The organism is Tardiphaga sp. P4_G1 (genome assembly GCF_056401215.1).
The window spans coordinates 18,580-42,132 of sequence record NZ_JBFUJU010000014.1 but is presented as its reverse complement, the minus strand read 5'-3'; the positions used below and the strand labels follow the sequence as shown (position 1 = coordinate 42,132).

Sequence of the window (23,553 nt, the reverse complement as noted above, 5' to 3'; positions counted from 1 at the left end):
GAACACGAGGACGATCGATGCCCCGCTTCGCCGCCAATCTCAGCATGATGTTTAACGAACACGCATTCCTCGATCGCTTCGATGCCGCGGCCAAGGCAGGCTTTACTGCGGTGGAATTCCTGTTTCCCTATGAGCATCCGCCGGAAGCGATTGCCGAACGACTGGAACGCAACGGGCTCAAGCAGGTGCTGTTCAATCTGCCGCCGGGCGACTGGAATGCCGGCGAAAAGGGTTTTGCCGCTCGTCCCGACAAGTTCGATGAGCTCAGGCAGAGCATTCACACGGCACTGCCCTATGCCCTGGCCACCAATGTCCGCCGCCTGCACATGATGGCGGGTCTCGCCGATCGCCGCGATCCGAAGGCCGTGGCGGCCTTCCGCAAATCCATCGAATGGGCCGCCAACTTTCTTGGCGAGCATGGCGTCGACGTGGTGATTGAGCCGATCAACCCGCGCGACGTGCCCGGCTATTTTCTCAACGACTTCATGTTCGCGCGCGACATCATCGCTGACATGAAGATTCCGAATCTCGGGCTGCAGTTCGATATCTACCACTGCCAGATCATGCACGGTGACGTCACGATGCGGCTGCGCGAGATGCTGCCGTGGATCGGGCATATCCAGATCGCCAGCGTGCCGTCGCGCAACGAACCGTCCGGTGAGGAACTGAACTATCCGTTCCTGTTCGATGAACTCGACCGGATCGGCTACGACAATTATGTCGGCTGCGAATATCGCCCGGCCGGCGATACGGTCGCAGGACTTGGCTGGTTCAAGCCCTATGCCGGAGTGAAAGCATGACGCTGGCGCTGGGCTGCATCGCTGACGACTACACTGGCGCGTCCGACCTGGCCAACACGCTGACCCGCTGCGGTCTGCGCACGGTGCAGACCATCGGCATTCCTGCTGATGATCTGCAGCTGCCGGACGTCGATGCCGTTGTAGTATCGCTGAAGAGTCGCTCGATCGCGGCCAGCAAGGCGGTCGAGAAATCGCGCGCCGCCGAAAAATGGATGCGCAGCCGCGGCGCGGATCATGTGCTGTTCAAGATCTGTTCGACATTCGATTCCACCGACGCCGGCAATATCGGCCCGGTGATGGACGCGTTGCGGCTCGATTCCGGTGACAATATCGTGCTGGTGACACCGGCATTCCCCGAGACCGGCCGCACGGTCTATCAGGGCAATCTGTTCGTTGGCTCCGTGCCGCTGAACGAGAGCCCGCTGAAGGATCACCCGCTCAATCCGATGCACGACTCCAATCTCGTCCGTGTGCTGGCGCGGCAGAGCGCGACAAATATCGGGCTGGTCGATCTCGGAGTTGTCGCCTGCGGTGCCGACGTGGTGCGGACGCATCTCGATGGACTGTCGGAGAATGGCTTTGGCGCGGCGATCATCGACGCCGTATTTGCCAGCGATCTGGAAACCATCGGTGCGGTCGCCCTGGGTCATCGCGTCTCTGTCGGTGCATCCGGCATGGGGCTTGGTCTCGCGCGTGCACTGGTCGCGTCCGGCCGCGTCAAGGCGAATGCGGCGACCTCGATCAAGGATACGCCTGTGGGTGGCGCTGCAGCCTGTCTGGCTGGGAGTTGTTCGCAGGCGACGCTGCAGCAGATCGCGCGTGCCGAACAGGTGATGCCAGTGCTGCATCTCGATCCCGAACAGGTGATTGCCGGCGGCGCGGAAGTCCAGCGCGCGCTCGGCTGGGCGAAGGAGCGGTTGGGCAAGGGCCCGGTCTTGATCGCCAGCAGTTCGACGCCGGATCAGGTGACAGCCCTGCAAAAGCGCCATGGCCGCGATGCCGCCGGGCATGCCATCGAGCAGGCGATGGCCGATCTCGCTGAAGGTCTCGTCCGCGCCGGCGTACAACGGCTCGTCGTGGCTGGCGGCGAAACATCCGGTGCTGTCGTCGATCGGCTGGGCATTCCGGGTTTTCTGGTTGGTGCGGAAATCGCTCCCGGTGTGCCGGTATTGCGCGCGGTCGGTACGGCGGAGCGCGAGATGTTGCTGGCGCTCAAGTCCGGCAATTTCGGCGGACCGGCTTTTTTTGAAGATGCGCTTGGCCTGATGACCTGATGGATGTCGCCCAATCCCGGGGCGACAGGCTGCCCGAATAGGCAGGGCGCTGCTTGCGCCGCGCGCATTACAGATAGTTCATCTTGACCGGCCCATGACACCTTGGGTGTCGCGAGCCGCAGCCGCGTCTATTTAAGCCTAAAACTGTTGTGCGGACGCCACGGCGGCCCGGAAACAATTAACAATACCGCTGAAGTGAATTGCCGTGAGGCTTCGCGCGTTAGCTATTTTGTCGCAGGTCGGGTAAATCTGCTGGCGTGGACAGGCCGGGAAACCGCTCGTTCGCAGCCCTTCATGCAAAGAGGATTGCCCGTTCATTCATGAACCGAGCCGATAGGCTTATGCCGGCCCGGCTCACTAATCGGATGCGGACGATCTCTCTAAACAGGTGAATTCGATCGTGGGCAGGCGGGTTTCCGCAGTGCCCCTCTCGTCAATGTATCGAGGACTACCCGTTCATGATTTCGTTGGTGCGCATTGCTCTGACCCGGCCTTACACCTTTGTGGTGCTGGCCCTGCTGCTGCTGATTGTCGGGCCGCTGGCCGCGCTTCGCACACCTACCGATATTTTCCCTGACATCCGCATCCCGGTCATCGGCGTGGTCTGGCAATATACCGGCCTCCCGCCGGACCAGATGTCCGGCCGTATCACCACGCCGTTCCAGCGCGCACTGACCACCACGGTCAATGACATCGAGCACATCACCGCGAATTCCTATGCCGGCTTCGGCATCATCAAGATCTTCTTCCAGCCCAATGTCGACATCCGCACCGCCAATGCGCAGGTCACCGCGATCTCGCAGACGCTGATCAAGCAGTTGCCACCCGGCGCTACGCCTCCGCTGATCCTGAACTATTCGGCCTCGACGGTGCCGATCATCAACGTCGCACTGTCGGGTGACGGTCTTACCGAACAGAACCTCGCCGATATCGGCATCAACCAGCTCCGCACGCCGTTGGTCACCGTGCCCGGTGCCGCGATTCCGTATCCGTTCGGCGGCAAGCAGCGCCAGATCCAGATCGACCTCAATCCCGGCGCGCTACAGGCGCGCGGTCTCTCCGGCCAGGACGTCGCCAATGCATTGGCGGCGCAGAACCTGATCACGCCAGTCGGCACGCAGAAGATCGGCGAGTTCGAATACACGATCAACCTCAACAACTCGCCGCTGAAGATCGAAGAACTCGGCCGGCTGCCAATCAAGAGCGTCAACGGCGCCATGGTCTATGTGGATGACGTCGCCACCGTGCGCGACGGCAATCCGCCGCAGACCAATATCGTGCATGTGGATGGCAATCGCTCGGTGCTGATGCAGGTGCTGAAGGCCGGTTCGGTTTCGACGCTCGATATCATATCCGGCATCAAGCAGAAGGTGATCGATTATCGCGCCGCGTTGCCGGACGCATTGAAGATCAGCTATATCGGCGACCAATCCGGCTTCGTGCGCGGCGCCATCGAGGGCGTGGCCGTGGAAGGCGTCATCGCGGCCTTGCTGACGTCGGTGATGATCCTGCTGTTCCTTGGCAGCTGGCGTTCCACCGTTATCATCGCGGTGTCGATCCCGCTGGCGGTGCTCGGTGCCATCATCATGCTGTCGATGATCGGCGAAACGCTGAACATCATGACGCTGGGCGGTCTGGCGCTCGCAGTCGGCATTCTCGTCGACGATGCCACGGTGACCATCGAGAACATCAATTACCATCTAGAGCAGGGCAAGGACGTCGAGACCTCGATCATGGATGGTGCGGCGCAGATCGTGACGCCGGCTTTCGTGTCACTGCTGTGTATCTGTATCGTCTTCGTGCCGATGTTCTTCCTCAACGGCATTGCGCGCTTCCTGTTCGTACCGATGGCCGAAGCGGTGATGTTCGCGATGGTCTGGTCGTTCCTGCTGTCGCGCACGCTGGTGCCGACCATGGCCAAGTATCTGCTGCAGCCGCATGTCCATCATGACGGCGAGAAACCGCCGACCCGCAATCCGCTGGTGCGTTTCCAGCGTGGCTTCGAGGCCGGCTTCGAGCGTATCCGTGGCGGTTATCACGGCCTGCTGGATATGGCGCTGGCGCGGCGCCCCGTTTTTGTGATCGGCTTCCTCGGCGTCGTCGGCGTGTCGTTTCTGCTGGTGCCGTTCCTTGGCCGCAACTTCTTCCCGTCGGTCGACGGCGGCGCCATCCTGATGCATGTTCGCGCGCAGGTCGGCACCCGCATCGAGGAAACCGCGAACCAGTTCGCTGATATCACCAAGGCGGTGCGCAAGATCATCCCGCCGGATCAGATCGAGACCATGACCGACAATATCGGCATGCCCGTCTCCGGTATCAATCTCACCTATAACAACACCGGCGTGATCGGCCCGCAGGATGGTGACTTCCAGATCAAGCTGAAGGAAGGCCACAGGCCGACCGACGAATATGTGCGGCAATTGCGCGAGCAACTGCCGCGGCAGTTCCCGGGTGTCAGCTTCGCCTTCCTGCCTGCCGACATCGTCAGCCAGATCCTGAACTTCGGCGCCCCGGCCCCGATCGACCTGCAGATCCGCGGTGCGAATCTCGCGGCGAACTTTGAATATGCCAACAAGCTGCTCGGCAAGATCCGTCGCATTCCCGGCATTGCCGATGCACGGCTTCAGCAGTCGCCGAACAATCCCGGCTTCAACATCGATGTCGACCGCACCCGTGCGCAATATGTCGGCCTAACCGAGCGCGATGTCACCAACAGCCTCGTGGTCAACCTCGCTGGTTCGTCGCAAGTCGCGCCGACCTATTATCTCAGTCCTGATAACGGCGTGTCCTATTCCATCGTGATGCAGACGCCGCAATACAAACTGGATTCGCTGGGTGCGCTGGAGACGCTGCCGATCACGGCCGTGAATGCCAGCAACAACTCCCCGATGCTCGGCGGCATTGCCAGCATCAATCGCTCGACCTCGAATGCCGTGGTGTCGCAATATGACATCCAGTCGATGGTGCAGATCTATGCCACCACGCAGGGGCGCGATCTCGGTTCCGTGTCCAACGACATCTACAAGGTGCTGGAAGAAACCAAGGCGGATGTGCCGAAGGGCAGCAATGTGGCGCTGCTCGGTCAGGTGCAGACCATGAACAGCGCCTTTGCCGGCCTGTTGTTCGGTCTGCTCGGCGCCATCGTTTTGATCTATCTCTTGATCGTCGTGAACTTCCAGTCCTGGTCCGATCCGTTCGTGATCATCACCGCGCTGCCGGCGGCACTGGCCGGTATTGTCTGGATGCTGTTCACGACGCAGACCACGCTGTCGGTTCCGGCACTAACCGGCGCCATCATGTGTATGGGTGTCGCGACGGCCAACTCGGTGCTGGTGATTTCCTTTGCCCGCGAACGCTACGCGATCCTCGGTGACCCCATCAAGGCTGCGTCCGAAGCCGGTTTCGTCCGCTTCCGCCCGGTGTTGATGACGGCCCTGGCCATGATCATCGGCATGGCGCCGATGGCGCTCGGGCTGGGCGAAGGCGGCGAGCAGAATGCGCCACTTGGCCGCGCTGTCATCGGCGGCCTGATTTTTGCTACCATTGCCACGTTGATGTTCGTGCCGGTGGTGTTCAGCATGGTTCACAAGAAACAGCAGCCCGAAAATCAGCCTGCGGCTGACGTGGCTACCTCGGAGACTTTGCATGCCCACTGAGCAGACCCCCCCGGTGTCACGCCGCAAGCTCGGCCTGGTCGGAGTGATTGGCCTGTGCGCCGCCGGTGCCATCGTCGTGACCGGTATCATGGCCCGCGCCAAGACCGAGACCGACCTGAAGGCCTGGACCGACGATCAGGCGATCCCGACGGTCGCTGTGGCTCCGCCGGATGCCCGCGTCCTCAACGCGTCGCTCGATCTGCCCGGCCGGCTCGAAGCCTATTACCGCGCGCCGATTTTTGCCCGCGTCTCGGGCTATCTGAAGAGCTGGAGCGCCGATATCGGTGCACAGGTCAAATCCGGCCAGGTGATCGCCGAGATCGAAGCCCCGGACCTCGATCAGCAGTTGCTGCAGGCCCGTGCTGACCTTGTCAGCCAGCAGTCCAGCGCCAAACTGTCGGAAGCGACGCTGAACCGCCGCAAGACGCTGGTGGCGTCGAATTTCGTTTCGGCGCAGGAAATCGACGAACGCACCGCCGACCTCAACAACAAACGCGCCGCCGTGAATTCCGGCCAAGCTAATGTCGAACGGCTGGAAGCTCTGGCCGGCTACAAGAAGATCACTGCGCCGTTCGATGGCGTCGTCACCCAGCGCAACACCGACGTCGGCGCGCTGATCTCGGGCGGCACCGGCACCGGCGCCGCAATGTTCGTGGTATCTGATATCAAGAAGCTGCGCGTTTATGTCGACGTGCCGCAGAGCTATGTGCCGGCGATCAGGTTAGGTGCCAAGGCGATCATTAGCGTGCCAGATCATCCGAACAAGACATTCCCGGCCACGGTGGAAGCTTCGTCGCAATCGGTCGATGTAGCTTCGGGCACCACGCGAATGCAGCTTGTGCTCGACAACCCCAATGGCGAATTGCTGCCGGGTGGCTATGCCAATGTGAAGATGAGCCTCGCGCGCGATTCCGCGCCGCTGCATGTGCCGGCTTCGGCGCTGATCTTCAACAAGAGCGGCCTGCGCGTCGCGACCGTTGGAGCGGACGACAAGATCCTGTTCAAGACCGTGACCATCGCTAGGGATCTCGGCCGCGACATTGAACTCGCGTCCGGCATCACCGCCGATGACCGTATCGTCATTGCCCCGCCGGATGGCCTCAACGACGGCGACAAGGTCCGTATCACTGGCGGCAGCGGTGCTCCGAAAAGTGGCAAGCCGACGGCGGAGACGGACAAGAAGGAAGTGAAGGGGTAGGGCGTTGACGCCGCGCTATGCCGGGCTCGTATGCCCGGCATAGCGACCCCTCCGTTTACGATTATCTAGTGCGTGATGCCTTCGCGATCGAACAGCGCCATCAGGGTGCAGCTCATTGTTGCGATCAGTTTCTCCTCGCCTCGCTCCACCGCAAAGGCCTGGCCCTCGCAAACCGTTATGGTTCTGCCGGGCTTGAGAACGTGGGCCCGAAACAGGAAATGCTCGCCGCGGGCCGGGGCCAGAAAATTGGTCTTGAATTCGACGGTAAGTACTGCGGCATTGTCGGGCATCAGCGAGAAGGCGGCATACCCGCAGGCTGTATCCAGCGCTGTTGTGATGATGCCGGCATGAATGAACCCGTGCTGCTGCGTAAAGGCGGTGTTGTACGGCATTTTGAGTTCGACTTCGCCGGCTGCCTGGCGAGCAACTTCGATGCCCAGTGTCGCCATCGCCGTTTGGCGGGCGAAGCTCGCCTGGACGCGGGCCTCGAAGTTTGCATCCTTTGGAATGAATCTGGTCATTTCGCTTTATCGCGCCTTTCGCCACTCCAGCACGCCATCATCCGCCGTGCTGATCGGCCCCGACGCTCCCACCGGCGTCTTGTCCTGATCCATCAGAAACGCCAGCGTCGCCTGGTCCTGCACCGGCACACGCGCCAGCGCGCGTTCATTGGCAGCAGTGCGCAGGATCACCACGCCGTGTTCGATCTCGCCACCGCGGCCGTAGATCACCGTGAAGCTCTCGACAGTGCCGTTGCCCGAGGCCTCGGTGACATATGTCGGAACGGGCTTGCGGTTGCGATCGGCGTCAGCCTGCACATTGGTGTCCTGCGCGATCGCTTCCTTCGGCATATCCTTCGACACCACCAATGCGTGGTGCTTGGTGACGAAGCCGCCCTGCGCGTAGAGCAGGCCCGTCTTGGTCCCCGCGCGGATTTTGCGGACCATCGCGCAGGCGGCATGCGCCATGTAGTCGTTCAGCGGCGCGCCAAAGAAGGTGAGACCGCCGGTCACGGTTGGTTGCACGTCGCTGCCAAGGCCGAGGGTGCGGCGGGCCATCTTGGGCACGCAGGGGAAACAGCTATAGAGCTCGATGGCGCCGAAATTCTTGCCGGAGCCGCCGACCAGATCCATGGCCACCTTCAGCACCGCATTCTGCGCGTGGCTCTCCACATACTGGTCGCGGTCGAGATAGTCGCGCGGCTCCTCGGCCGAAGCGCCGCCCCAGATATGCACGATGCGATCCTCGGGTACGCCGGCAGCGCGCGCCTTGGCAAGGCTGGTGACGAGGATGGCGGCCGACTGGTTCACCATCGGATTGGCGACCATCAGCTTGGTATAGGGCCAGGCGATCAGCCGATTGTCAGGCGTCGGCGTTGTGATCTCGTCGGGCGTGAAGGCCTTCTTGTTCCACGCTTCCGGATTGGTCGCCGCGACGCCTGCATAGCGCGACCACAATTCTCCAGACTCTCGATGGGCCTCGCGCGGCGTCTGGCCCCAATGCGCGGCGGAGGCGGCTTCGTAGAATGGGTAGACCGTGACCGGTTTGGCCACGCCGAGCTTGGTCGCCATCGGCTTCTGATAGTTGGCACCGCGCAGCGGCTCCGGCGCATCCTTGGCGAATGGCGTCCAGGGCAGATCCACCTTGGCGCGTTCAGCCTTGGTCGCGGTGCCCTGCGATTCCGCGCCCGTGATCGCCGCGACCTGCGATTCGCCGCGCGTGATACGCTTGGCTGCTTCATGAATGTAGCGGATCGGGCTCTCGCCGCCGACCGGGCCGTAATAGGCGTGCTTCGGCGCGATGCCGAGCTTCTCGCTGAGCTGCTTCTCCGGAGCCGTGTAGCGCCAGCTCAGGAAGTTCACGATGTCCAGCGAGTCGATATCCCCAAGCAGCTTGCCGCCAGAGTCCTGCTCCGCGCGCTTCAGCGCCTCGATCATCAGCGCGAGCGGCTCGAGGCCTTCCGTGAGCTCCTTCGGATGATCAGAGAATTCGCCGACGCCGACGATGACGGGGATGCGATCTTCAGCTTGGTTCGACACTGCCATTGTTCTTGCTCTTGCCTCTATTCGGAAACCAGCATGGTGAGGTGCTCCGCCGCTTCGGCAAAGTCCTCCTTGAATTCCTGCACAACTGCGCCTGCCGACTTGACGCTGTCAATCAGGCCGACGCCCTGGCCCACGAAATAGCTGACCAGATCCCGTGCCTGCGCATTGCCCGCGGCTGCGGAACGATCAATCGAGGCGAAGGCGTCGCGGCTGATCAGGCTCTGCAGTGGCATCGGCAGCGCGCCGGGGCTGTCTTCGCTGCGATCCCAGGCATCGGTCCAGACCGAGCGCAATTGCCGTGCGGGCTTGCCGGTACGGCCCCTGGAGCGGATCGCATCCCGCGACGAGGCGGCAATCATCTTCTCGCGAAAGATTTCGGAGGTTTCAGATTCCGTGGTCGCGAGCCACACCGAACCGGTCCAGACGCCTGCCGCGCCCATCGCCATACAGCCGGCCATCTGTCGCCCGGTCATGATGCCGCCGGCGGCCAGCACCGGGACCTCGCGCATCGGCTTGATGGCCTTGATCACCTCCGGTACCAGCACCATGGTCGAGACCTCGCCGCAATGGCCGCCGGCCTCGGTGCCCTGCGCCACGAGAATATCGACGCCGGCCGCAACCTGCCGGATCGCATGTTCCTTGGCACCGACGAGCGCCGCCACCGGCACGCCATGCGCCTTGCCCATCTCGATCATCGCCTTTGGCGGCACGCCGAGTGCATTGGCGATCAGCCGGATCGGATGGTTGAAGGAGACGTCGAGTAGCCGCAGCGCAGTCTCGCCGTCGAATGGCTGCGGCTGATCGGAGGAGACTTCGGTGACCTTGAGATCGACGCCGTATTTCTTCAGCAGGCTCCTGGTGAAAGCGCGATGTTCCGGCGTGATGCGGCGCTCCAGCGACTTCCAGGTGACATCCTTCTCGCCTGCGGTGGAGATGTTCTCCGGGATCAGCACGTCGATGCCGTAGGGCTTGCCATCGACATGATCGTCGATCCACCTCAGTTCCTGCTCCAGCGTTTCCGGCGAATGCGCGGTGGCGCCGAGCACACCGAAGCCGCCGGCGCGGCTGACGGCGGCAACCACGTCGCGGCAATGGCTGAAAGCGAGTAGCGGAAACGCGATGCCCAGCATCTCGCAGATCGGCGACTTCATCGGCGTGTCTCCCTGAATCTGTTGTGACCCGCTTCATGTGGCGAGTTCGTGATGAACGCTAGCGTATGGGGAAGGGCGATGCCAAGCGGACGAGCGGCATTCCGCCTGGCAAAATACCGCGGCAACGCTGCCCGATTTCCTGCTTGCGCTTTCGCGTTATGCGGGAAATGCTGCCTGTAACAAGCGAAGCAAAAAGTACGGGAGTGAACGCATGGCCGCTGCACAGCCGCAATCTGTCTCACATCAAAACGCGCGTATCGATGTCGTGGTCGTCGGCGCCGGGTTCGCGGGGCTTTATCTGCTGCATAAGCTGCGTGGCCTCGGTCTCCATGTGAAAGTTTTCGAACAGGGCGGCGATGTCGGCGGGACCTGGTACTGGAACCGCTACCCCGGCGCGCGCTGCGACGTCGAGAGCATGCAGTATTCGTTCTCGTTCGATAACAAGTTGCAGCAGGAATGGGACTGGAGCGAGCGCTATGCGCCGCAACCGGAAATCCTGCGCTATGCCGGCCATGTCGCCGATCGCTACGATCTGCGCAGGGACATCCAGTTCAACACGACCGTCAAATCCGCGGTATTCGATGAGCGTGCCAATCGATGGACGGTGACGACTTCCGATGGCCAGACCTCCACCGCGCAGCATGTCGTGCTCGCGACGGGTTGTCTGTCGAATGCGCGTACGCCCGAATTCAGGGGCATGAAGGATTTCAAGGGCAAGGTCTATCACACCGGCAACTGGCCGCATGAGACAGTCGATTTCACCGGTCTGCGCGTCGGCGTCATCGGCACCGGATCGTCAGCAATCCAGTCGATCCCGCTAATCGCCGAGCAGGCGAGCCAGCTCACTGTGTTCCAGCGCACAGCAAATTTCAGCGTGCCGGCGCGCAATGCGCCGCTCACCGATGATGAGCGCAAATCGTTTCGCGACAACTATCCGGAGATTCGCCGGCAGGCGCGTGAGGATTTCAAGAACGGCATCGTGCAGCCGATTCCGGATCGCGGCGCGCTCGATGATCCGGAACATGAAAGGCGTGAGAAGTATCATGCGCGATGGACATCGGGCGGACTTACCTTCATGGGCGTCTACAATAACCTGGTCCTGGATCAGCGCGCCAACGATACCGCCGCCGATTTTATCCGCGAGAGAATTTCGGAGATCGTCAGCGATCCCGAAACGGCAAGGCTGCTGCAGCCGACCGATCATCCGGTTGGTTCAAAGCGTATCTGCGTCGACACAGATTACTATGCGACCTTCAATCGCCCGCATGTGACGCTGGTCGATATCAAGGCTCATCCGATCGAGCAGATTCTGCCGCACGCCGTGCGCACCGGCGGCAAGGATTACGAGGTCGACGCACTGGTGCTCGCCACCGGCTTCGACGCGATGACCGGCTCGGTCGCCAAGATCGACATTCGCGGCCGCGGCGGCCAGACGCTGAATGACAAATGGGCGGAAGGCCCGCGAACCTATCTCGGCCTGATGAGCGCCGGATTCCCGAACCTCTTTATCGTCACCGGCCCCGGCTCGCCGTCTGTGCTGTCAAATATGATCGTGTCCATTGAGCAGCATGTCGACTGGATCACCGACTGCCTTAGCTACATGCGTAACCGTGGCGCAGAGGTGATCGAGGCAACGCGTTCCGCGGAGGACAAATGGGTCGCTCATGTCAACGAGGTGGCGGCCGGCACGCTCTATCCACAGGCCAATTCCTGGTATATGGGCGCGAATATTCCCGGCAAGCCGCAGATATTCATGCCCTATATCGGCGGCGTCGGTGTCTACCGGCAGATCTGCAATGATGTCGCAGCGAAGGACTATGAGGGATTTGCGATGACGGTGGGCGCGCGGCCAAAGGAGGCGGTGGCGTCGTAGAGGGGGCGAGAGACTGCGCTCTCCCGGTTGTCATGGCCGGGCTTGACCCGGCCATCCATCTTCATTGGCTGCAGGGGCAAAGATGGATGCCCGGATCAAGTCCGGGCATGACAGCGTTTGTGGCTAAAACGCCGTATACCCGCCATCGATCACGAACGTATCCGCCGTGTGATACGATGACGCCTTGCTCATCAGATAGACCGCGATGCCGCCGAAATCCGATGGTTCGCCGAAACGGCGCACCGGAATGCGCGGCATGACATTGGCGACGAATTTCTCGTTACCCATGATCCCGGCAGTCATGTCGCTCTTGATCCAGCCGGGCAGGATCGCATTGGCTGTCACGCCCTGACGGGCCAATTCGACGGCCAGCGCGCGCACCAGTGCATTGATCGCGGCCTTGGTCGCCGCATAGTGTTCGTTACGGGCAGTGCCGAAGATCGAGGCGAGGCTCGATGTTGCGACCAGCCGGCCGAACTTGTCACCGCCTTCGGCCCGTTCGGTCATGTGGCGCGCGGCCACCTGGAAGGCATGGAAGACACCGTCGAGATTGGTGGCGAACATGGTGCGCCACTGCTCTTCGGTGCGGTCGATGAAATTATGCCGTCCGCCGCCGCCGATGCCGGCATTGGCGAAGCAGCCATCGACGCGTCCGAATTTCTTGAGCGTGGCATCCATCGCCGCCTTCACCGAGGCGGTGTCGGTCACGTCGCAGATGAGCGTATCGACCTTGCCGGTGCAGTCCGCCATGGTGGCAGCCGCGGCCTTGTTCTTCTCGGCGTTGCGGCCCCAGATCGAGACGTTGCAACCGGCGGTGGCCAGTGCCTGTGCGATGCCGAGGCCGATACCGCCATTGCCGCCGGTGATGACGGCCACGCGGCCGCTGAGGTCGAATATCTGTGTAGACGTTGCCATGTCAGCGTTTCCATGTTTGGCGCGCGTTATGCCGTGCGTCCGTTGGTGGGCTGGTGTTCCCCAGGAAGCATGGACAAGCGCGTCCGAAAAATCAAATATGCCGCCTGACATACAATCGCATGATCCCGAAAAGTGGATGCCGGTTTTCGGATCAGATCATGCCCAGACAGAGCTTCCACACCGCGGAATAAACACGCGGATCATCCCGTGAGGAAACCATGCAGTTCAAACACGTCACGCTCGATTTCGACGGCAATGTCGCCATCCTGAAGCTCGATCATCAGGAGGTCATGAACGCGGTCTCGGTCGACATGCTTGGCGGTCTCGGCGAGGCGCTGGACGAGATCGATGATCGCAAGGCCGACGTGCGCTGCGTGGTCCTCACCGGTGCCGGCCGTGCCTTCTGCACGGGCGCCAATCTTCAGGGGCGCAACAATCAGCTCACGAAGGCGCGCAGCAACGCCGGCGCGACGCTGGAGACCGCTTTCCATCCGTTCCTGCGCCGGCTGCAGAACCTGCATTGCCCGATCGTCACCGCGGTAAATGGCCCCGCCGCCGGCGCCGGCATGAGCTTCGCGCTGATGGGCGATCTCATTTTGTGCGCGCGCTCGTCCTATTTCCTGCAGGCGTTCCGTCGTATCGGGCTGGTGCCGGATTGTGGCTCGACCTGGATACTGCCGCGCTTGATCGGCAAGGCGCGTTCGGTCGAACTGTCCTTGCTTGGTGAAAAGCTGCCGGCCGAGAAGGCGCTGGAATGGGGCCTCGTCAATCGCGTCTATGACGATGCGGCGCTGATGGATGAAGCCATGAAGCTCGCCCATGAACTCGCCAACGGCCCGACCATCGCACTGTCGCTGATCCGCAAGCTCTACTGGGAAAGCCCGGAGAATTCCTTCGAGGACCAGATCAATCTCGAAGTCAAATCGCAGCGCGCCGCCGGTGCTTCGCCGGACTTCAAGGAAGGCGTCGCCGCATTCCTCGAGAAGCGCCCGGCCAAGTTCACGGGCAAATAGACCTTGAGCTCAGCTTCCGTCGCGGAGCTTTTGGCGCGCAGTGCGGCGGCGTGGTGTCCCGGCGCGGCAGGCGTGACATCCGCAGCGCGGCTGTCCGGCGGCGCCAGTCAGGAGACGTGGTCGTTCGATATCACGCATCCCGATGGTGCCATCGGCGCCATCCTGCGTCGCGCGCCGTCGGGCTATGGTGCTGCGCCCGGCCGTGCCGCGGGCCTCGATGCGGAAGCGGTACTCATGCAACTCGCGCATGATGCTGGCGTACCGTCGCCGAAGTTGCTGCACGTTCTCAGACCGGATGACGATCTGGGAACGGGCTTCATCATGCAGCGAGTCGCTGGCGAAACCATCCCGCGCAAGATTTTGCGCGACGAAGAATTCGCCGACGCACGGCCCAAACTCGCCCGGCAATGCGGCGAGATCCTCGCCGGGATCCACGGGCTGTCCGCTGCAAGCCTGCCGCAACTGCGCCGCATGACTGCCGCAGCAGAAATCGCCGAATTGCAGCGGGAGATCGACGGTTTTGGCTGGCCGCGCCCGGTGTTCCAGCTGGCTTTGCGCTGGCTCCGCGACAACGATCCCGGCCCGTCGGAGCGCGTCACTTTGGTGCATGGCGATTTCCGGCATGGCAATCTGATGATCGGTCCTGACGGCATCCGCGCCGTGCTGGACTGGGAGCTGGCGCATCTCGGCGATCCCATGGAGGATCTCGGCTGGATCTGCGTCAATTCCTGGCGCTTCGGTGTCATCGACAAACCGGTCGGCGGTTTTGGCGCCTATGAGGAGTTGTTCTCGGGTTACGAGGCGGCCAGCGACTTCAAGGTCGATGTGGCACGCGTGAAATTCTGGGAAGTGATGGGCACGCTGCGCTGGGGCGTGATGTGTGTCGGGATGATGCAGCGGTTTCGTCTCGGCCCGGATCATTCGATGGAGCGCGCGATGATCGGACGGCGCTCGTCGGAGACGGAGATTGATCTGTTACGGCTATTGGCGCCGCGCGCATGATCCCGAAAAGTGGCGACCGGTTTTCGGATCAGATCATGCGCAAAAACAAGGTGATGACATGCAGGACGAGCCGAGGCCGGACGAACTGGTAAAGGCCGTTGCCGATTTCCTTCGCAACGACATTGCACCTCAAATCTCGGGCCATGCCGCGTTCAAGCTGCGTGTCGCGATCAACGCGCTCGATCTGGTGACCCGGCAGCTCACGCTTGCCGGCGACAGCGATGCCGCCGAGCTGCATGGATTGACGATGCTGCTCGGCGTGCATGGCACGCTCGACGGGTTGAACCAGGATCTTGCCGACCGCATCGCGCAAGGCGACATCGATCTCACGACGCCCGGTGTGAAAGAGCATCTGTGGCAGACGACACTGGCGAAGCTCGCCGTCGATCAGCCGAATTACGCGGCGTACAAACGCGAGCTGGAACCGAAGTAAGCGCCGCGGCGCTACTTCCCCTTCCAGTTCGGCTTGCGCTTCTCCGAAAACGCCTTCGGCCCTTCCACATAATCCTCCGACGCTGCCATGGCCTTCACCGCGGGATATTCGCGCTGCTCGGTGATGGCCTGTTCCAGCGACACCGCCATGCCCTTCTGGATCGCTTGCTTGGAGGCGCGGATCGACATCGGTGAATTCTGGCAGATGGTCTCGGCCCAGCGCAGCGCGGCGTTCAGGGCTTCGCCCTGCGGCACCACTTCGTTGACGAAGCCGAGCTCATAGCCTTCCTGCGGCTTCACATGGCGTGCGGTGAGGATCATGCCCATGGCGCGCTTCATGCCGATCTGGCGCGGCAGGCGCTGCAGGCCGCCGGCGAGTGCGGCAAGGCCGACGCGAGGCTCGGGCAGGGCAAAGGTCGCATTTTCCGCAGCGATGATGAGGTCGCAGGCCAGCGCAATCTCGAAGCCGCCGCCCATGGCGACGCCGTTCACCGCAGCGATGATCGGCTTGTCACAATCGAAGCGCGCGGTGAGGCCGGCGAAGCCCGACGTGTTCCAGCCGCGCTTGCCGCCGGCGGCCTGCCATTTGAGGTCATTACCAGCGCAGAACGCTTTGTCGCCGGCGCCGGTGACGATCGCCACCCACTGTTCGGGATCGCTAGCGAAGTCGTTGAACACCTCGTGCAACTCGTTATGCGCATCGGTGTGCAGTGCGTTGTAAACTTCCGGACGCGACAGCGTCACGATGGTGATCGGTCCCTTGCGGGTCACGGTTGAGAATTGCAGAGCCATCGCGGCCTCCCTTTTGTTTTTCGTTAGGCAGAATTTACGCCGCGCGGGCGCGCTTGACTTGATCGGACGATGCCATCTTAATCGCTCGATTAACAAGAGCAACAAAGCTCGGAAAACAATCGGGAGAGCGCCTTGGATTTTTCCCTGCCGGCCGATCTGGTCGCCTATCTCGCTGAACTCGATTCATTCATCCTGCGCGAGATCAAGCCGCTCGAAGAGCGGGATGACAATATCCGCTTCTTCGATCATCGCCGCGAATGGGCGCGCACCGATTTCGATAATGGCGGTCTCCCGCGCCACGAATGGGAAGCGCTGCTGCGCCAGGCGAAGAACCTAGCCGACGGCGCCGGCCATCTGCGCTTCGCAATCCCGAAGCGCTATGGCGGCAAAGACGGCAGCAATCTCTGGATGGCTGTGATCCGCGAACATTTCGCAGCCAAAGGGCTCGGCCTGCACAACGATCTGCAGAATGAGCATTCCATCGTCGGCAATCTGCCGCTGGTGACGATGCTCGATCGTTACGGCCGCGACGACCAGAAGGAGATGATCGAGGGCTCCATCACCGGCAAATATCGCATCACCTTCGGTTTGACCGAGCCAGAACACGGTTCCGACGCCACGCATATGGAGACGACGGCCGTCGAGGCGACGCACGACGGCGTCAAGGGCTGGGTCATCAATGGCGAGAAGATGTGGACCACGGGCATGCACGTGGCCACCCATTGCGCGCTATTCGCGCGCACGTCGGGCAATGACGGCGATGCGCGCGGCATCACCTGTTTCCTGGTGCCGGCCAAGGCCGCAGGCGTAAAGATCGAAGAGTATATGTGGACCTTCAACATGCCCACGGACCATCCGCGCGTGTCGTTCACCGATGTGTTCGTGCCGGATGATGCGCTGTTCGGCGAGATCGGCCGTGGTCTGTCGCTGGCGCAGTGCTTCGTGCATGAGAACCGCATCCGTCAGGCGGCGAGTTCGCTCGGCGCCGCGGTCTATTGCATCAATGAGAGTGTGAAATATGCGCGCGAGCGCAAGCCGTTCGGCGAGGAACTGGCGCGCAACCAGGGAATTCAGTTTCCGCTGGTCGAGCTGGCGACACAGGCGGAGATGCTGCGGCTCCTGATCCGCAAGACCGCGTGGGAGATGGACCAGCTTACCCAGGCCCAGGTCGAACACACGCTGTCCGACAAGGTGTCGATGTGTAACTACTGGGCCAATCGTCTGTGCTGCGAGTCCGCCGACCGCGCGATGCAGGTGCATGGTGGCATGGGCTATTCACGCCACAAGCCGTTCGAGCACATCTATCGCCATCACCGCCGCTACCGCATCACGGAAGGCAGCGAAGAAATTCAGAAACGCAAGGTCGCGGGATTCCTGTTTGGCTATATGGGCGCGGGTAAGCACTGAACTAGTTTCGACACGCCGCCCTTTCCGCCGTCATTGCGAGGAGCAAAGCGACGCGGCAATCCAGAGGTCACAAGCGAAGACTGGATTGCTTCGCTTCGCTCGCAATGACGTTGAAGCTCAGTCGATAAACCCCGGAATCTCCGCAGGCGAAGCCACCAGATGCTTCGCCCCGGCGCTCGTCAGTTCCTCGCGGCCGCCATAGCCATAGAGTACGCCGATCGCCGGAATGCCGTTATTCGCTGCGCCGATGATGTCGTGCTTGCGATCGCCGATCATGATCGCTCGCGCGGGATCGGCGGAGGTTTCGTCGAGCGCATAACGCAGCAGGTCGCTCTTGTCGACGCGAGTGCCATCGAGCTCTGAGCCAAATACGCGCGTGAAGTATTGGCGCAGGCCGAAGTGATCGACGATGCGATCGGCAAATACATGCGGCTTGCTGGTGGCGACAAACAGCCGGCGGCCTGTTGCGTGCAACGTATCGAGCGTCGCGATGACGCCATCATAAAGCGTGTTCTCGAACAGGCCGATAGTGCCGAAGCGTTCGCGATAGAGCTCAACGCCGCGATCGGCATCTTTCTCGCCGCCAAGCAGTGCCACGAAGCTGGCACGCAGCGGCGGGCCGATGCACCAGGTCAGTTCGTCCTGTGTCGGGACGGGAAGCCCGAGCTTGCCGAGCGCATATTGGATCGAGCCCGTGATGCCGATCTTGGGATCGGTCAGCGTCCCGTCGAGGTCGAAGAAGACCGTGTCGATCGCAGGTGATTTCATCTAGTTCGCATACCTTGCGGTGAGGTCGCGCGAGATCCGCGAGCCTTCGTCGATATAGCGGCGGATCGCGATACTGGCAGCAGGCGTACAGGTCCGGTAGGTCTGCTGGAAGCCGTTATAGCCACGGTTGAAGCCGGCGATCATGCGGGCGCGGCGCTCGCCGGACGGCGTTTCGGCATCGACCAGCGCCTGCATCTCGTTGCGCCACTTGTTGCCTTCGTTATTGCCGCAGATGCCGCGCAGGTAATGCAGCGCGCCGAGAATTTCTGACATCCGCTGCAGGTCATTGTCGAACGGCGCGGCCGCGTCCTGCGCCCGTGCAGGGCCTGCGCAAAACGTCACGACCGTCAGAATAATGAGCAGATGCTTCAACATGAATGGTCCCGGAACCCGGCTGATATGCCTTTTCAAGGCGCCTGAAGCAAGGCAACGCTTCTGGTGCGGCAAGGAGCTATCTATGGTCCGACCAGATCTTCCGCCATGGCGAGGATCGGGCCGAGGCCATCGGTGGTCTTGAAGGCGCCGAGATCGTCCGGCGCGACCCACTGGAAATCGTCAAGTTCGTCATTCAGCTCGGGCTCGCCAGCCACCCAGCGAGCGGCAAAGGCCATGATCAGGTAGTGGCCGGCCACCTTGTCGTTCGGCAGCACTTCGCGAAAGCCGGACAGGCCGACAATGTCTATGGTCAGTCCGGTTTCCTCCATCACCTCGCGCGCGAGAGCGACGGCGAGGGATTCGCCGAATTCCACGCGTCCGCCGGGGAGTGAATAGAAGCCCTTTCCCGGCGAACGGGCGCGGCGGACCAGCAGCACCTTGCCATCCCGGAAGATGGCGGCGCTGGTGGCGAGCTGCGGATGGGTAGGAGGTGCGTCAGTCACGAGGTCATTGCGCCATGATGCTGTCGACGTCGGATTCCTGATCGCGGCCATTGATGATGCCGCCGGCGGTCCCGACCATCGGTTTGACCCAGCCGGCGGCCTGTTCGGCCAGCATGGCACGGGTCCGGTCCTGCTGCACGGTGCGCATGGCTTCGCCGACAGTCGTCAGGATTTGCGTCATGTTCGCGACCAGCGCATCGAATTCTGCACGGATGGCCGGGCGTGCAGCCTCATAGGATGCGATGGCGAGATCGCGTGCCTTGAAGTTGGATTTGATGAAGTGCTCGGCATAGCTGAGCGGCTGCCATTCCAGGAACAGCTCATAGCAGTCCGGCATGTCCGGGATCAGCTCGAGCAACATGATGGCTTCATTGAAGTGATTGAGATAGTCGGTCGCCAGACCCGTGCGTGGATTGATATTGGCGGCCATCAACTCGGCAGCAGACGCGACGGGGCCGGCACCGGCACTGGCCAGATCGTGATGGTCATGCTGCGCCGGTTGTATGGCCGTCAGGGTCATATGTCGCACTGTTGGTGTTTTGGGTTAAAACCGCCTGAAGAGGCAGGATTGCGGATCGAGAATGTGCGGGCGGTTTGTCATTACATCAGCGCCGGAAGCGTTACGGCAGGTATTCAGTTATATCGAGCAACCGAATTTTCCTGCGAGGTACAATATTGCGCCGACGCAGCCGGTCCCTGTTGTCATCGTTGAAAACGGATCCCGGCATTTCCGTCTGATGCGATGGGGCCTTTTGCCCTCCTGGGTCAAGGACCCGCGGAAGTTTACGCTTCTGATTAATGCACGCGCCGAGACGGTGCAAGAAAAGCCGGCCTTCAAAAACGCGATTCGTCGCCGCCGCTGTCTGATTCCGGCCGATGGCTATTACGAATGGCAAAATCGCGGTGAACGCAAACAGCCGTATTTTATCCACCCAAGCGCAGGCGGGCCGATGGGCTTTGCGGGCCTAGCCGAGACCTGGATGGGACCGAACGGCGAAGAAGTCGACACGGTTGCGATCATCACCGCGGAAGCCAGCACGGGCATGTCGGTACTGCACCATCGCGTGCCGGTGACGATCGCACCCGATCATTTCGGCCAGTGGCTCGATTGCAGTTCGGATAGCGCGTCCGACGTGATGACGATGCTCGCTGCGCCCGCAGACGGCACCTTCGCCTGGCATCCGGTGGCGATGGCCGTCAACAAGGTGGCCAATGACGATGCGCAACTGATCCTGCCGATCTCGGCGGAAGAAGCTGCCGTGGAGCAGGTGAAGCCGACGAGGGCGCCGCGCAAGGTTGTGGTGAGCGAGGACGACGGCCAGGGATCATTGTTCTAGTTCACGGCGTCAGCGGCCGTCCGTCGAGCCACTTGGCATAGATCACGCGCTTCTGTTCGCCATAGCCGAGCGACTCGTAGAATGCCTGCACCTTGGTGTTATCCGAGCGCACCATGAGCTGCATCTTCTCGATGCCGCGCTCGCGCAGCCAGTCTTCGGCTGCACTCATGATGCCACGGCCGAAATCCTGGCGCTGGTGGTCGGGATCGACCGAGACGTAATAGACCCAGCCGCGATGGCCATCATGGCCAACCAGCACCGAGGCGACGATGGTTCTTCCCTTGCGGCCGACCAGCACATCGGCATTGGTGCCTGCGCGCGCCAGCCTGATATCGGCCTCCGGATCGTTCCAGGGCCGCACCAGTCCGCAGCGCAGCCAGAGCTGAACGACCGCTTGAATGTCGGTGTCGACGAGCCGGGCAACTTTCAATGTTGCACCGGCAGCAGCACCTTGCCGGGATTGAGGATGTTCAGCGGATCCAGCATCGCCTTCAGGCTGCGCATCAGCTCGATGGCGACGGGGTCCTTCACCGAGGGCAGCTCGGCCGCCTTCATCTGGCCGATGCCGTGTTCGGCGGAGATCGAACCGCCCATGCGCAACACGACGTCGAAGACGACTTCGTTGACGTCGTGCCAGCGCGCCAGGAATTTCTCGCGGCCGTCGCTGTCGCCGAGCGTGTCCTTGGGCTGCGTGACATTGTAGTGGATGTTGCCGTCGCCGAGATGGCCGAATGGCACCGGACGTGCGCCGGGCATCAGCTTCACGACGGCCGCATTGGCTTCCGCGATGAAGGCGGGCACGGAAGCGACCGGCACCGAGATATCGTGCTTGATCGATCCGCCTTCCGGCTTCTGCGCCGGCGAGATTTCCTCACGCAGTTTCCAGAACGCCTGACGGTGGGCGATATTCTCGGCGATCACGGCGTCATCCACGATGCCGTCTTCAAAGCCGCGTTCGAGGATCGCTTCCAGTGTCGCGCGGGCATCGTCGCGTCCCGACGACAATTCCATCAAGACATACCAGGCGTGTTTGCTGGAGAGCGGATCGCGAATGCCGATGCCGTGGCGGACGCTAAAATCCACGGCGATATCGGCGATCAGTTCGAAACTGGTGAGGTTACCGCCGGCCTCGGAGCGGGAGATGCTGAGCAGCTTCAGTGCATCGTCCGGCGACTTCAGGCCGACAAAGGCGGTCTCGACCGCGCGTGGCTTCGGAAACAGCTTCAGCGTTGCCGCAGTAATGATGCCCAGCGAACCTTCGGCGCCGATGAAGATGTTGCGCAGGTCGTAACCGGTATTGTCCTTCTTCAGCTTGGACAGGCCATTGAGAATGCGGCCATCGGCCAGCACCACTTCGAGGCCCAGCGCCATTTCGCGCGCGACGCCATAGGCGAGGGCGGTCGTACCGCCGGCATTGCTGGAGAGATTGCCGCCGATGGTGCAGCTGCCTTCGGAGCCCAGCGACAGCGGAAACAGCCGGTCGGCTTCGGCGGCGCGCTGCTGCGCGATCTGCAGCACGAGGCCGGCTTCCACCGTCATGGTGTTGGATGAGGTGTCCAGATCGCGCACTTTGTCCATCCGGCGCATCGACAGCACGACCTCGCCGCCATAAGGCGTCTGGCCGCCGACGAGCCCGGTATTGCCGCCTTGCGGCACCAGTGCGGTGCGGGTCTCGGTGGCGAGCTTGCAGATCGCGGCGACTTCGGCGGTCGAGCCCGGGCGCAGCACCAGCGGCGAGGTGCCGAAAAACAGGTTGCGATCCTCGGTGACGTATTGGTGCACGTCGGCCTGATCGGTGATGGCGTATTTGTCGCCAACGATGGCCCGGAAGCGCGCGATGGTTTCGGGGGAGAGCGTGGGCGGCTTCGGCTGGACGATATTCATAACTATTCCCTAAAGCGCGTTTCTTGGTCTTGCGTTCGAGTTACACGGCGGCGCGGCGCAGCCGGTCATTGATGGCTTCGCCGAGCCCGTGGTTCGGCACCGGCATCACCGCGATGCCGCTCGCGCCCGAAGCTATAGCAGCGGCGTCGAGCGCGCGAAGATAGCCGAAAAGATTGGTGGCGGCTTCCCCGAGATCGCCCTGTTCGGACAAATTCAGGACAGCGGCGGCGGCCTCGATGCCCGGCAGCGGGGCCGATCCGAAAGCCAGTAGCGCCTCGCCGGGATTCACGGCCTTGGCCAGCAGCCGCACCCGTGTCCGCGGCGCATAATGCGAGGCCAGCATACCCGGCGCCAGCGGCTGGTTTGTATCGCTTGCGGGTTCGTCCCGCGGGCTCGCCAGCGGTTGGCCCAGGACCCGTTCGATCGCCTCGCGCGGCAGGCCACCGGGGCGGAGCAGCATCGGTGTATCGAAACAACCGACGATGGTGGATTCAACGCCTACTTCAACCGGTCCGCCATCGAGAATCATGTCGATCCGGCCATCGAGATCGCTCAGCACATGGGCTGCGGTGGTCGGCGAGACATGCCCGGAGATATTGGCTGACGGCGCCACCACGGCACCGCCAAAGGCCTGCAGGAGCGCGTGGGCCACGGGATGGGCCGGCACACGAATGGCAATGGTGTCGAGGCCGGCGGTGGCCAGATCGGCCACCGGGCAGTCCGCCGCTTTGGGCAGCACCAGCGTCAGCGGCCCCGGCCAGAACGCCTCGGCAAGCGCCAGCGCGCGCGCATCGAATCGGGCAATGCGCCGGGCAGCGGCGAGATCGGCCACATGGGCGATCAGCGGATTGAACGACGGCCGGCCTTTGGCTTCATAGATCCCCGCCACGGCCCGCGGATTGGCCGCATCGGCGCCGAGCCCATAGACCGTCTCGGTCGGGAACGCCAGCAGCCCGCCCGCGCGCAGGCAGTGCGCCGCCTCCGCGATATGGGCGGCGTCGGCAGGGCTCATCCGGGTCGTCAGGCCTACGGCCATACGGGGCAGATCCTTGTCTTCAAAATTGGTCAGGCTTCTTTACCGGGGTTCTTGCAGGATGCGAAACCCAAGGCTATAAGCCGCGCTCTTAG

The 23,553-nt window shown here is 62.3% G+C and carries 22 protein-coding genes; 10 read left to right on the top strand and 12 right to left on the bottom strand.

All coding sequences use genetic code 11. The features are described 5' to 3' along the window. The first annotated feature begins 17 nt into the window (after positions 1-17). The 4 genes from otnI to AC1DUY_RS27745 all read left to right on the top strand — a co-directional run bounded on the left by otnI (position 18) and on the right by AC1DUY_RS27745 (position 6,928). Positions 18-800 (top strand): 2-oxo-tetronate isomerase, encoded by a 783-nt coding sequence (gene otnI / locus AC1DUY_RS27760; RefSeq protein WP_439079392.1) that lies wholly within the window; start codon positions 18-20, stop codon positions 798-800. Continuing rightward, positions 797-2,074 (top strand): 3-oxo-tetronate kinase, encoded by a 1,278-nt coding sequence (otnK, locus tag AC1DUY_RS27755; protein WP_478118516.1) that lies wholly within the window; start codon positions 797-799, stop codon positions 2,072-2,074. Before otnI ends, otnK begins: the two co-directional genes overlap by 4 nt. A 458-nt stretch (positions 2,075-2,532) precedes the next feature. Beyond that, positions 2,533-5,730: an efflux RND transporter permease subunit gene (locus AC1DUY_RS27750; protein WP_478118514.1), complete on the top strand. Its 3,198-nt coding sequence runs from the start codon at positions 2,533-2,535 to the stop codon at positions 5,728-5,730. After that, on the top strand, positions 5,720-6,928 hold the full coding sequence (locus tag AC1DUY_RS27745; protein WP_478118512.1) for an efflux RND transporter periplasmic adaptor subunit: 1,209 nt from the start codon (positions 5,720-5,722) through the stop codon (positions 6,926-6,928). Before AC1DUY_RS27750 ends, AC1DUY_RS27745 begins: the two co-directional genes overlap by 11 nt. A 65-nt stretch (positions 6,929-6,993) precedes the next feature. Here the strand turns inward: AC1DUY_RS27745 and AC1DUY_RS27740 are convergent, their stop codons facing one another. Genes AC1DUY_RS27740 through AC1DUY_RS27730 form a run of 3 tightly spaced genes read right to left on the bottom strand, consistent with a single transcriptional unit; the run spans position 6,994 to position 10,124 of the window. Further along, positions 6,994-7,449 (bottom strand): PaaI family thioesterase, encoded by a 456-nt coding sequence (locus tag AC1DUY_RS27740; RefSeq protein ID WP_439073193.1) that lies wholly within the window; start codon positions 7,447-7,449, stop codon positions 6,994-6,996. A gap of 6 nt (positions 7,450-7,455) precedes the next feature. Further along, positions 7,456-8,973 (bottom strand): acetyl-CoA acetyltransferase, encoded by a 1,518-nt coding sequence (locus AC1DUY_RS27735; RefSeq protein WP_478118510.1) that lies wholly within the window; start codon positions 8,971-8,973, stop codon positions 7,456-7,458. A gap of 17 nt (positions 8,974-8,990) precedes the next feature. Further along, on the bottom strand, positions 8,991-10,124 hold the full coding sequence (locus tag AC1DUY_RS27730) for a nitronate monooxygenase (RefSeq protein ID WP_478118508.1): 1,134 nt from the start codon (positions 10,122-10,124) through the stop codon (positions 8,991-8,993). A 211-nt stretch (positions 10,125-10,335) separates the two neighbouring features. Here AC1DUY_RS27730 and AC1DUY_RS27725 point away from each other — a divergent pair, with 211 nt between their 5' ends. After that, positions 10,336-11,997: a flavin-containing monooxygenase gene (locus AC1DUY_RS27725; protein ID WP_478118506.1), complete on the top strand. Its 1,662-nt coding sequence runs from the start codon at positions 10,336-10,338 to the stop codon at positions 11,995-11,997. Positions 11,998-12,120: 123 nt separating this feature from the next. Here the strand turns inward: AC1DUY_RS27725 and AC1DUY_RS27720 are convergent, their stop codons facing one another. After that, on the bottom strand, positions 12,121-12,912 hold the full coding sequence (locus tag AC1DUY_RS27720) for an SDR family NAD(P)-dependent oxidoreductase (RefSeq protein ID WP_478118504.1): 792 nt from the start codon (positions 12,910-12,912) through the stop codon (positions 12,121-12,123). A 218-nt stretch (positions 12,913-13,130) separates the two neighbouring features. Here AC1DUY_RS27720 and AC1DUY_RS27715 point away from each other — a divergent pair, with 218 nt between their 5' ends. The 3 genes from AC1DUY_RS27715 to AC1DUY_RS27705 are packed head-to-tail and all read left to right on the top strand — an operon-like array spanning position 13,131 to position 15,360. Then, positions 13,131-13,925 (top strand): enoyl-CoA hydratase/isomerase, encoded by a 795-nt coding sequence (locus tag AC1DUY_RS27715; protein ID WP_231078070.1) that lies wholly within the window; start codon positions 13,131-13,133, stop codon positions 13,923-13,925. Between the two features lie 3 nt (positions 13,926-13,928). Next, the gene (locus tag AC1DUY_RS27710) at positions 13,929-14,927 is read left to right on the top strand and encodes a phosphotransferase family protein (RefSeq protein WP_478118502.1); all 999 of its coding nucleotides are present in this window, start codon (positions 13,929-13,931) and stop codon (positions 14,925-14,927) included. Between the two features lie 58 nt (positions 14,928-14,985). Next, positions 14,986-15,360 carry a DUF6285 domain-containing protein gene (locus AC1DUY_RS27705; RefSeq protein WP_093759524.1) on the top strand — a complete coding sequence of 125 codons (375 nt, stop codon included), beginning with the start codon at positions 14,986-14,988 and terminating at the stop codon, positions 15,358-15,360. An 11-nt stretch (positions 15,361-15,371) separates the two neighbouring features. On the opposite strand, the gene AC1DUY_RS27700 is transcribed toward AC1DUY_RS27705, so the two are convergent. After that, positions 15,372-16,151, bottom strand: a complete 780-nt coding sequence (locus AC1DUY_RS27700) for an enoyl-CoA hydratase-related protein (protein ID WP_175368777.1) — start codon at positions 16,149-16,151, stop codon at positions 15,372-15,374. A gap of 132 nt (positions 16,152-16,283) precedes the next feature. Here AC1DUY_RS27700 and AC1DUY_RS27695 point away from each other — a divergent pair, with 132 nt between their 5' ends. Next, on the top strand, positions 16,284-17,558 hold the full coding sequence (locus tag AC1DUY_RS27695) for an acyl-CoA dehydrogenase family protein (RefSeq protein WP_478118500.1): 1,275 nt from the start codon (positions 16,284-16,286) through the stop codon (positions 17,556-17,558). Positions 17,559-17,675: 117 nt separating this feature from the next. On the opposite strand, the gene AC1DUY_RS27690 is transcribed toward AC1DUY_RS27695, so the two are convergent. The 4 genes from AC1DUY_RS27690 to AC1DUY_RS27675 form a co-directional block, all read right to left on the bottom strand. Continuing rightward, positions 17,676-18,311 (bottom strand): HAD family hydrolase, encoded by a 636-nt coding sequence (locus AC1DUY_RS27690; protein WP_478118621.1) that lies wholly within the window; start codon positions 18,309-18,311, stop codon positions 17,676-17,678. A 15-nt stretch (positions 18,312-18,326) separates the two neighbouring features. Next, positions 18,327-18,701 (bottom strand): TIGR02301 family protein, encoded by a 375-nt coding sequence (locus tag AC1DUY_RS27685; RefSeq protein ID WP_441279448.1) that lies wholly within the window; start codon positions 18,699-18,701, stop codon positions 18,327-18,329. A gap of 80 nt (positions 18,702-18,781) precedes the next feature. Beyond that, complete coding sequence (locus AC1DUY_RS27680) at positions 18,782-19,204, bottom strand: NUDIX hydrolase (protein WP_441228632.1); 423 nt, start codon at positions 19,202-19,204, stop codon at positions 18,782-18,784. 4 nt (positions 19,205-19,208) lie between these two features. Next, entirely contained in the window at positions 19,209-19,724 is a 516-nt protein-coding gene (locus AC1DUY_RS27675; protein ID WP_068733299.1) for a hypothetical protein, read from the bottom strand. A 61-nt stretch (positions 19,725-19,785) separates the two neighbouring features. On the opposite strand from AC1DUY_RS27675, the gene AC1DUY_RS27670 reads away from it, so the two are divergent. Next, complete coding sequence (locus AC1DUY_RS27670) at positions 19,786-20,541, top strand: SOS response-associated peptidase (protein WP_441231561.1); 756 nt, start codon at positions 19,786-19,788, stop codon at positions 20,539-20,541. A 1-nt stretch (position 20,542) separates the two neighbouring features. Here the strand turns inward: AC1DUY_RS27670 and AC1DUY_RS27665 are convergent, their stop codons facing one another. From AC1DUY_RS27665 to AC1DUY_RS27655, 3 genes are read right to left on the bottom strand one after another with little or no spacing between them, the layout of a single operon-like run. Further along, positions 20,543-20,971, bottom strand: a complete 429-nt coding sequence (locus AC1DUY_RS27665) for a GNAT family acetyltransferase (RefSeq protein ID WP_092139459.1) — start codon at positions 20,969-20,971, stop codon at positions 20,543-20,545. Then, a complete protein-coding gene (locus AC1DUY_RS27660; protein ID WP_478118496.1) occupies positions 20,968-22,425 on the bottom strand; it encodes an FAD-binding oxidoreductase in 1,458 nt (485 codons plus the stop codon). Before AC1DUY_RS27660 ends, AC1DUY_RS27665 begins: the two co-directional genes overlap by 4 nt. 40 nt (positions 22,426-22,465) lie before the next feature. Beyond that, on the bottom strand, positions 22,466-23,461 hold the full coding sequence (locus AC1DUY_RS27655) for an L-threonylcarbamoyladenylate synthase (protein ID WP_478118494.1): 996 nt from the start codon (positions 23,459-23,461) through the stop codon (positions 22,466-22,468). Positions 23,462-23,553 lie beyond the last annotated feature (92 nt).

What these genes read in the sequence shown, in the direction of transcription:
- otnI (WP_439079392.1), top strand. Translation starts at nt 18, where the DNA reads ATGCCCCGCTTCGCCGCCAATCTCAGCATGATGTTTAACGAACACGCA.
- AC1DUY_RS27735 (WP_478118510.1), bottom strand. Translation starts at nt 8,973, where the DNA reads ATGGCAGTGTCGAACCAAGCTGAAGATCGCATCCCCGTCATCGTCGGC.
- AC1DUY_RS27725 (WP_478118506.1), top strand. Translation starts at nt 10,336, where the DNA reads ATGGCCGCTGCACAGCCGCAATCTGTCTCACATCAAAACGCGCGTATC.
- AC1DUY_RS27715 (WP_231078070.1), top strand. Translation starts at nt 13,131, where the DNA reads ATGCAGTTCAAACACGTCACGCTCGATTTCGACGGCAATGTCGCCATC.
- AC1DUY_RS27670 (WP_441231561.1), top strand. Translation starts at nt 19,786, where the DNA reads ATGTGCGGGCGGTTTGTCATTACATCAGCGCCGGAAGCGTTACGGCAG.
- AC1DUY_RS27685 (WP_441279448.1), bottom strand. Translation starts at nt 18,701, where the DNA reads ATGTTGAAGCATCTGCTCATTATTCTGACGGTCGTGACGTTTTGCGCA.
- AC1DUY_RS27730 (WP_478118508.1), bottom strand. Translation starts at nt 10,124, where the DNA reads ATGAAGTCGCCGATCTGCGAGATGCTGGGCATCGCGTTTCCGCTACTC.
- AC1DUY_RS27705 (WP_093759524.1), top strand. Translation starts at nt 14,986, where the DNA reads ATGCAGGACGAGCCGAGGCCGGACGAACTGGTAAAGGCCGTTGCCGAT.
- AC1DUY_RS27720 (WP_478118504.1), bottom strand. Translation starts at nt 12,912, where the DNA reads ATGGCAACGTCTACACAGATATTCGACCTCAGCGGCCGCGTGGCCGTC.
- AC1DUY_RS27740 (WP_439073193.1), bottom strand. Translation starts at nt 7,449, where the DNA reads ATGACCAGATTCATTCCAAAGGATGCAAACTTCGAGGCCCGCGTCCAG.
- otnK (WP_478118516.1), top strand. Translation starts at nt 797, where the DNA reads ATGACGCTGGCGCTGGGCTGCATCGCTGACGACTACACTGGCGCGTCC.
- AC1DUY_RS27700 (WP_175368777.1), bottom strand. Translation starts at nt 16,151, where the DNA reads ATGGCTCTGCAATTCTCAACCGTGACCCGCAAGGGACCGATCACCATC.
- AC1DUY_RS27745 (WP_478118512.1), top strand. Translation starts at nt 5,720, where the DNA reads ATGCCCACTGAGCAGACCCCCCCGGTGTCACGCCGCAAGCTCGGCCTG.
- AC1DUY_RS27750 (WP_478118514.1), top strand. Translation starts at nt 2,533, where the DNA reads ATGATTTCGTTGGTGCGCATTGCTCTGACCCGGCCTTACACCTTTGTG.
- AC1DUY_RS27660 (WP_478118496.1), bottom strand. Translation starts at nt 22,425, where the DNA reads ATGAATATCGTCCAGCCGAAGCCGCCCACGCTCTCCCCCGAAACCATC.
- AC1DUY_RS27655 (WP_478118494.1), bottom strand. Translation starts at nt 23,461, where the DNA reads ATGGCCGTAGGCCTGACGACCCGGATGAGCCCTGCCGACGCCGCCCAT.
- AC1DUY_RS27675 (WP_068733299.1), bottom strand. Translation starts at nt 19,724, where the DNA reads ATGACCCTGACGGCCATACAACCGGCGCAGCATGACCATCACGATCTG.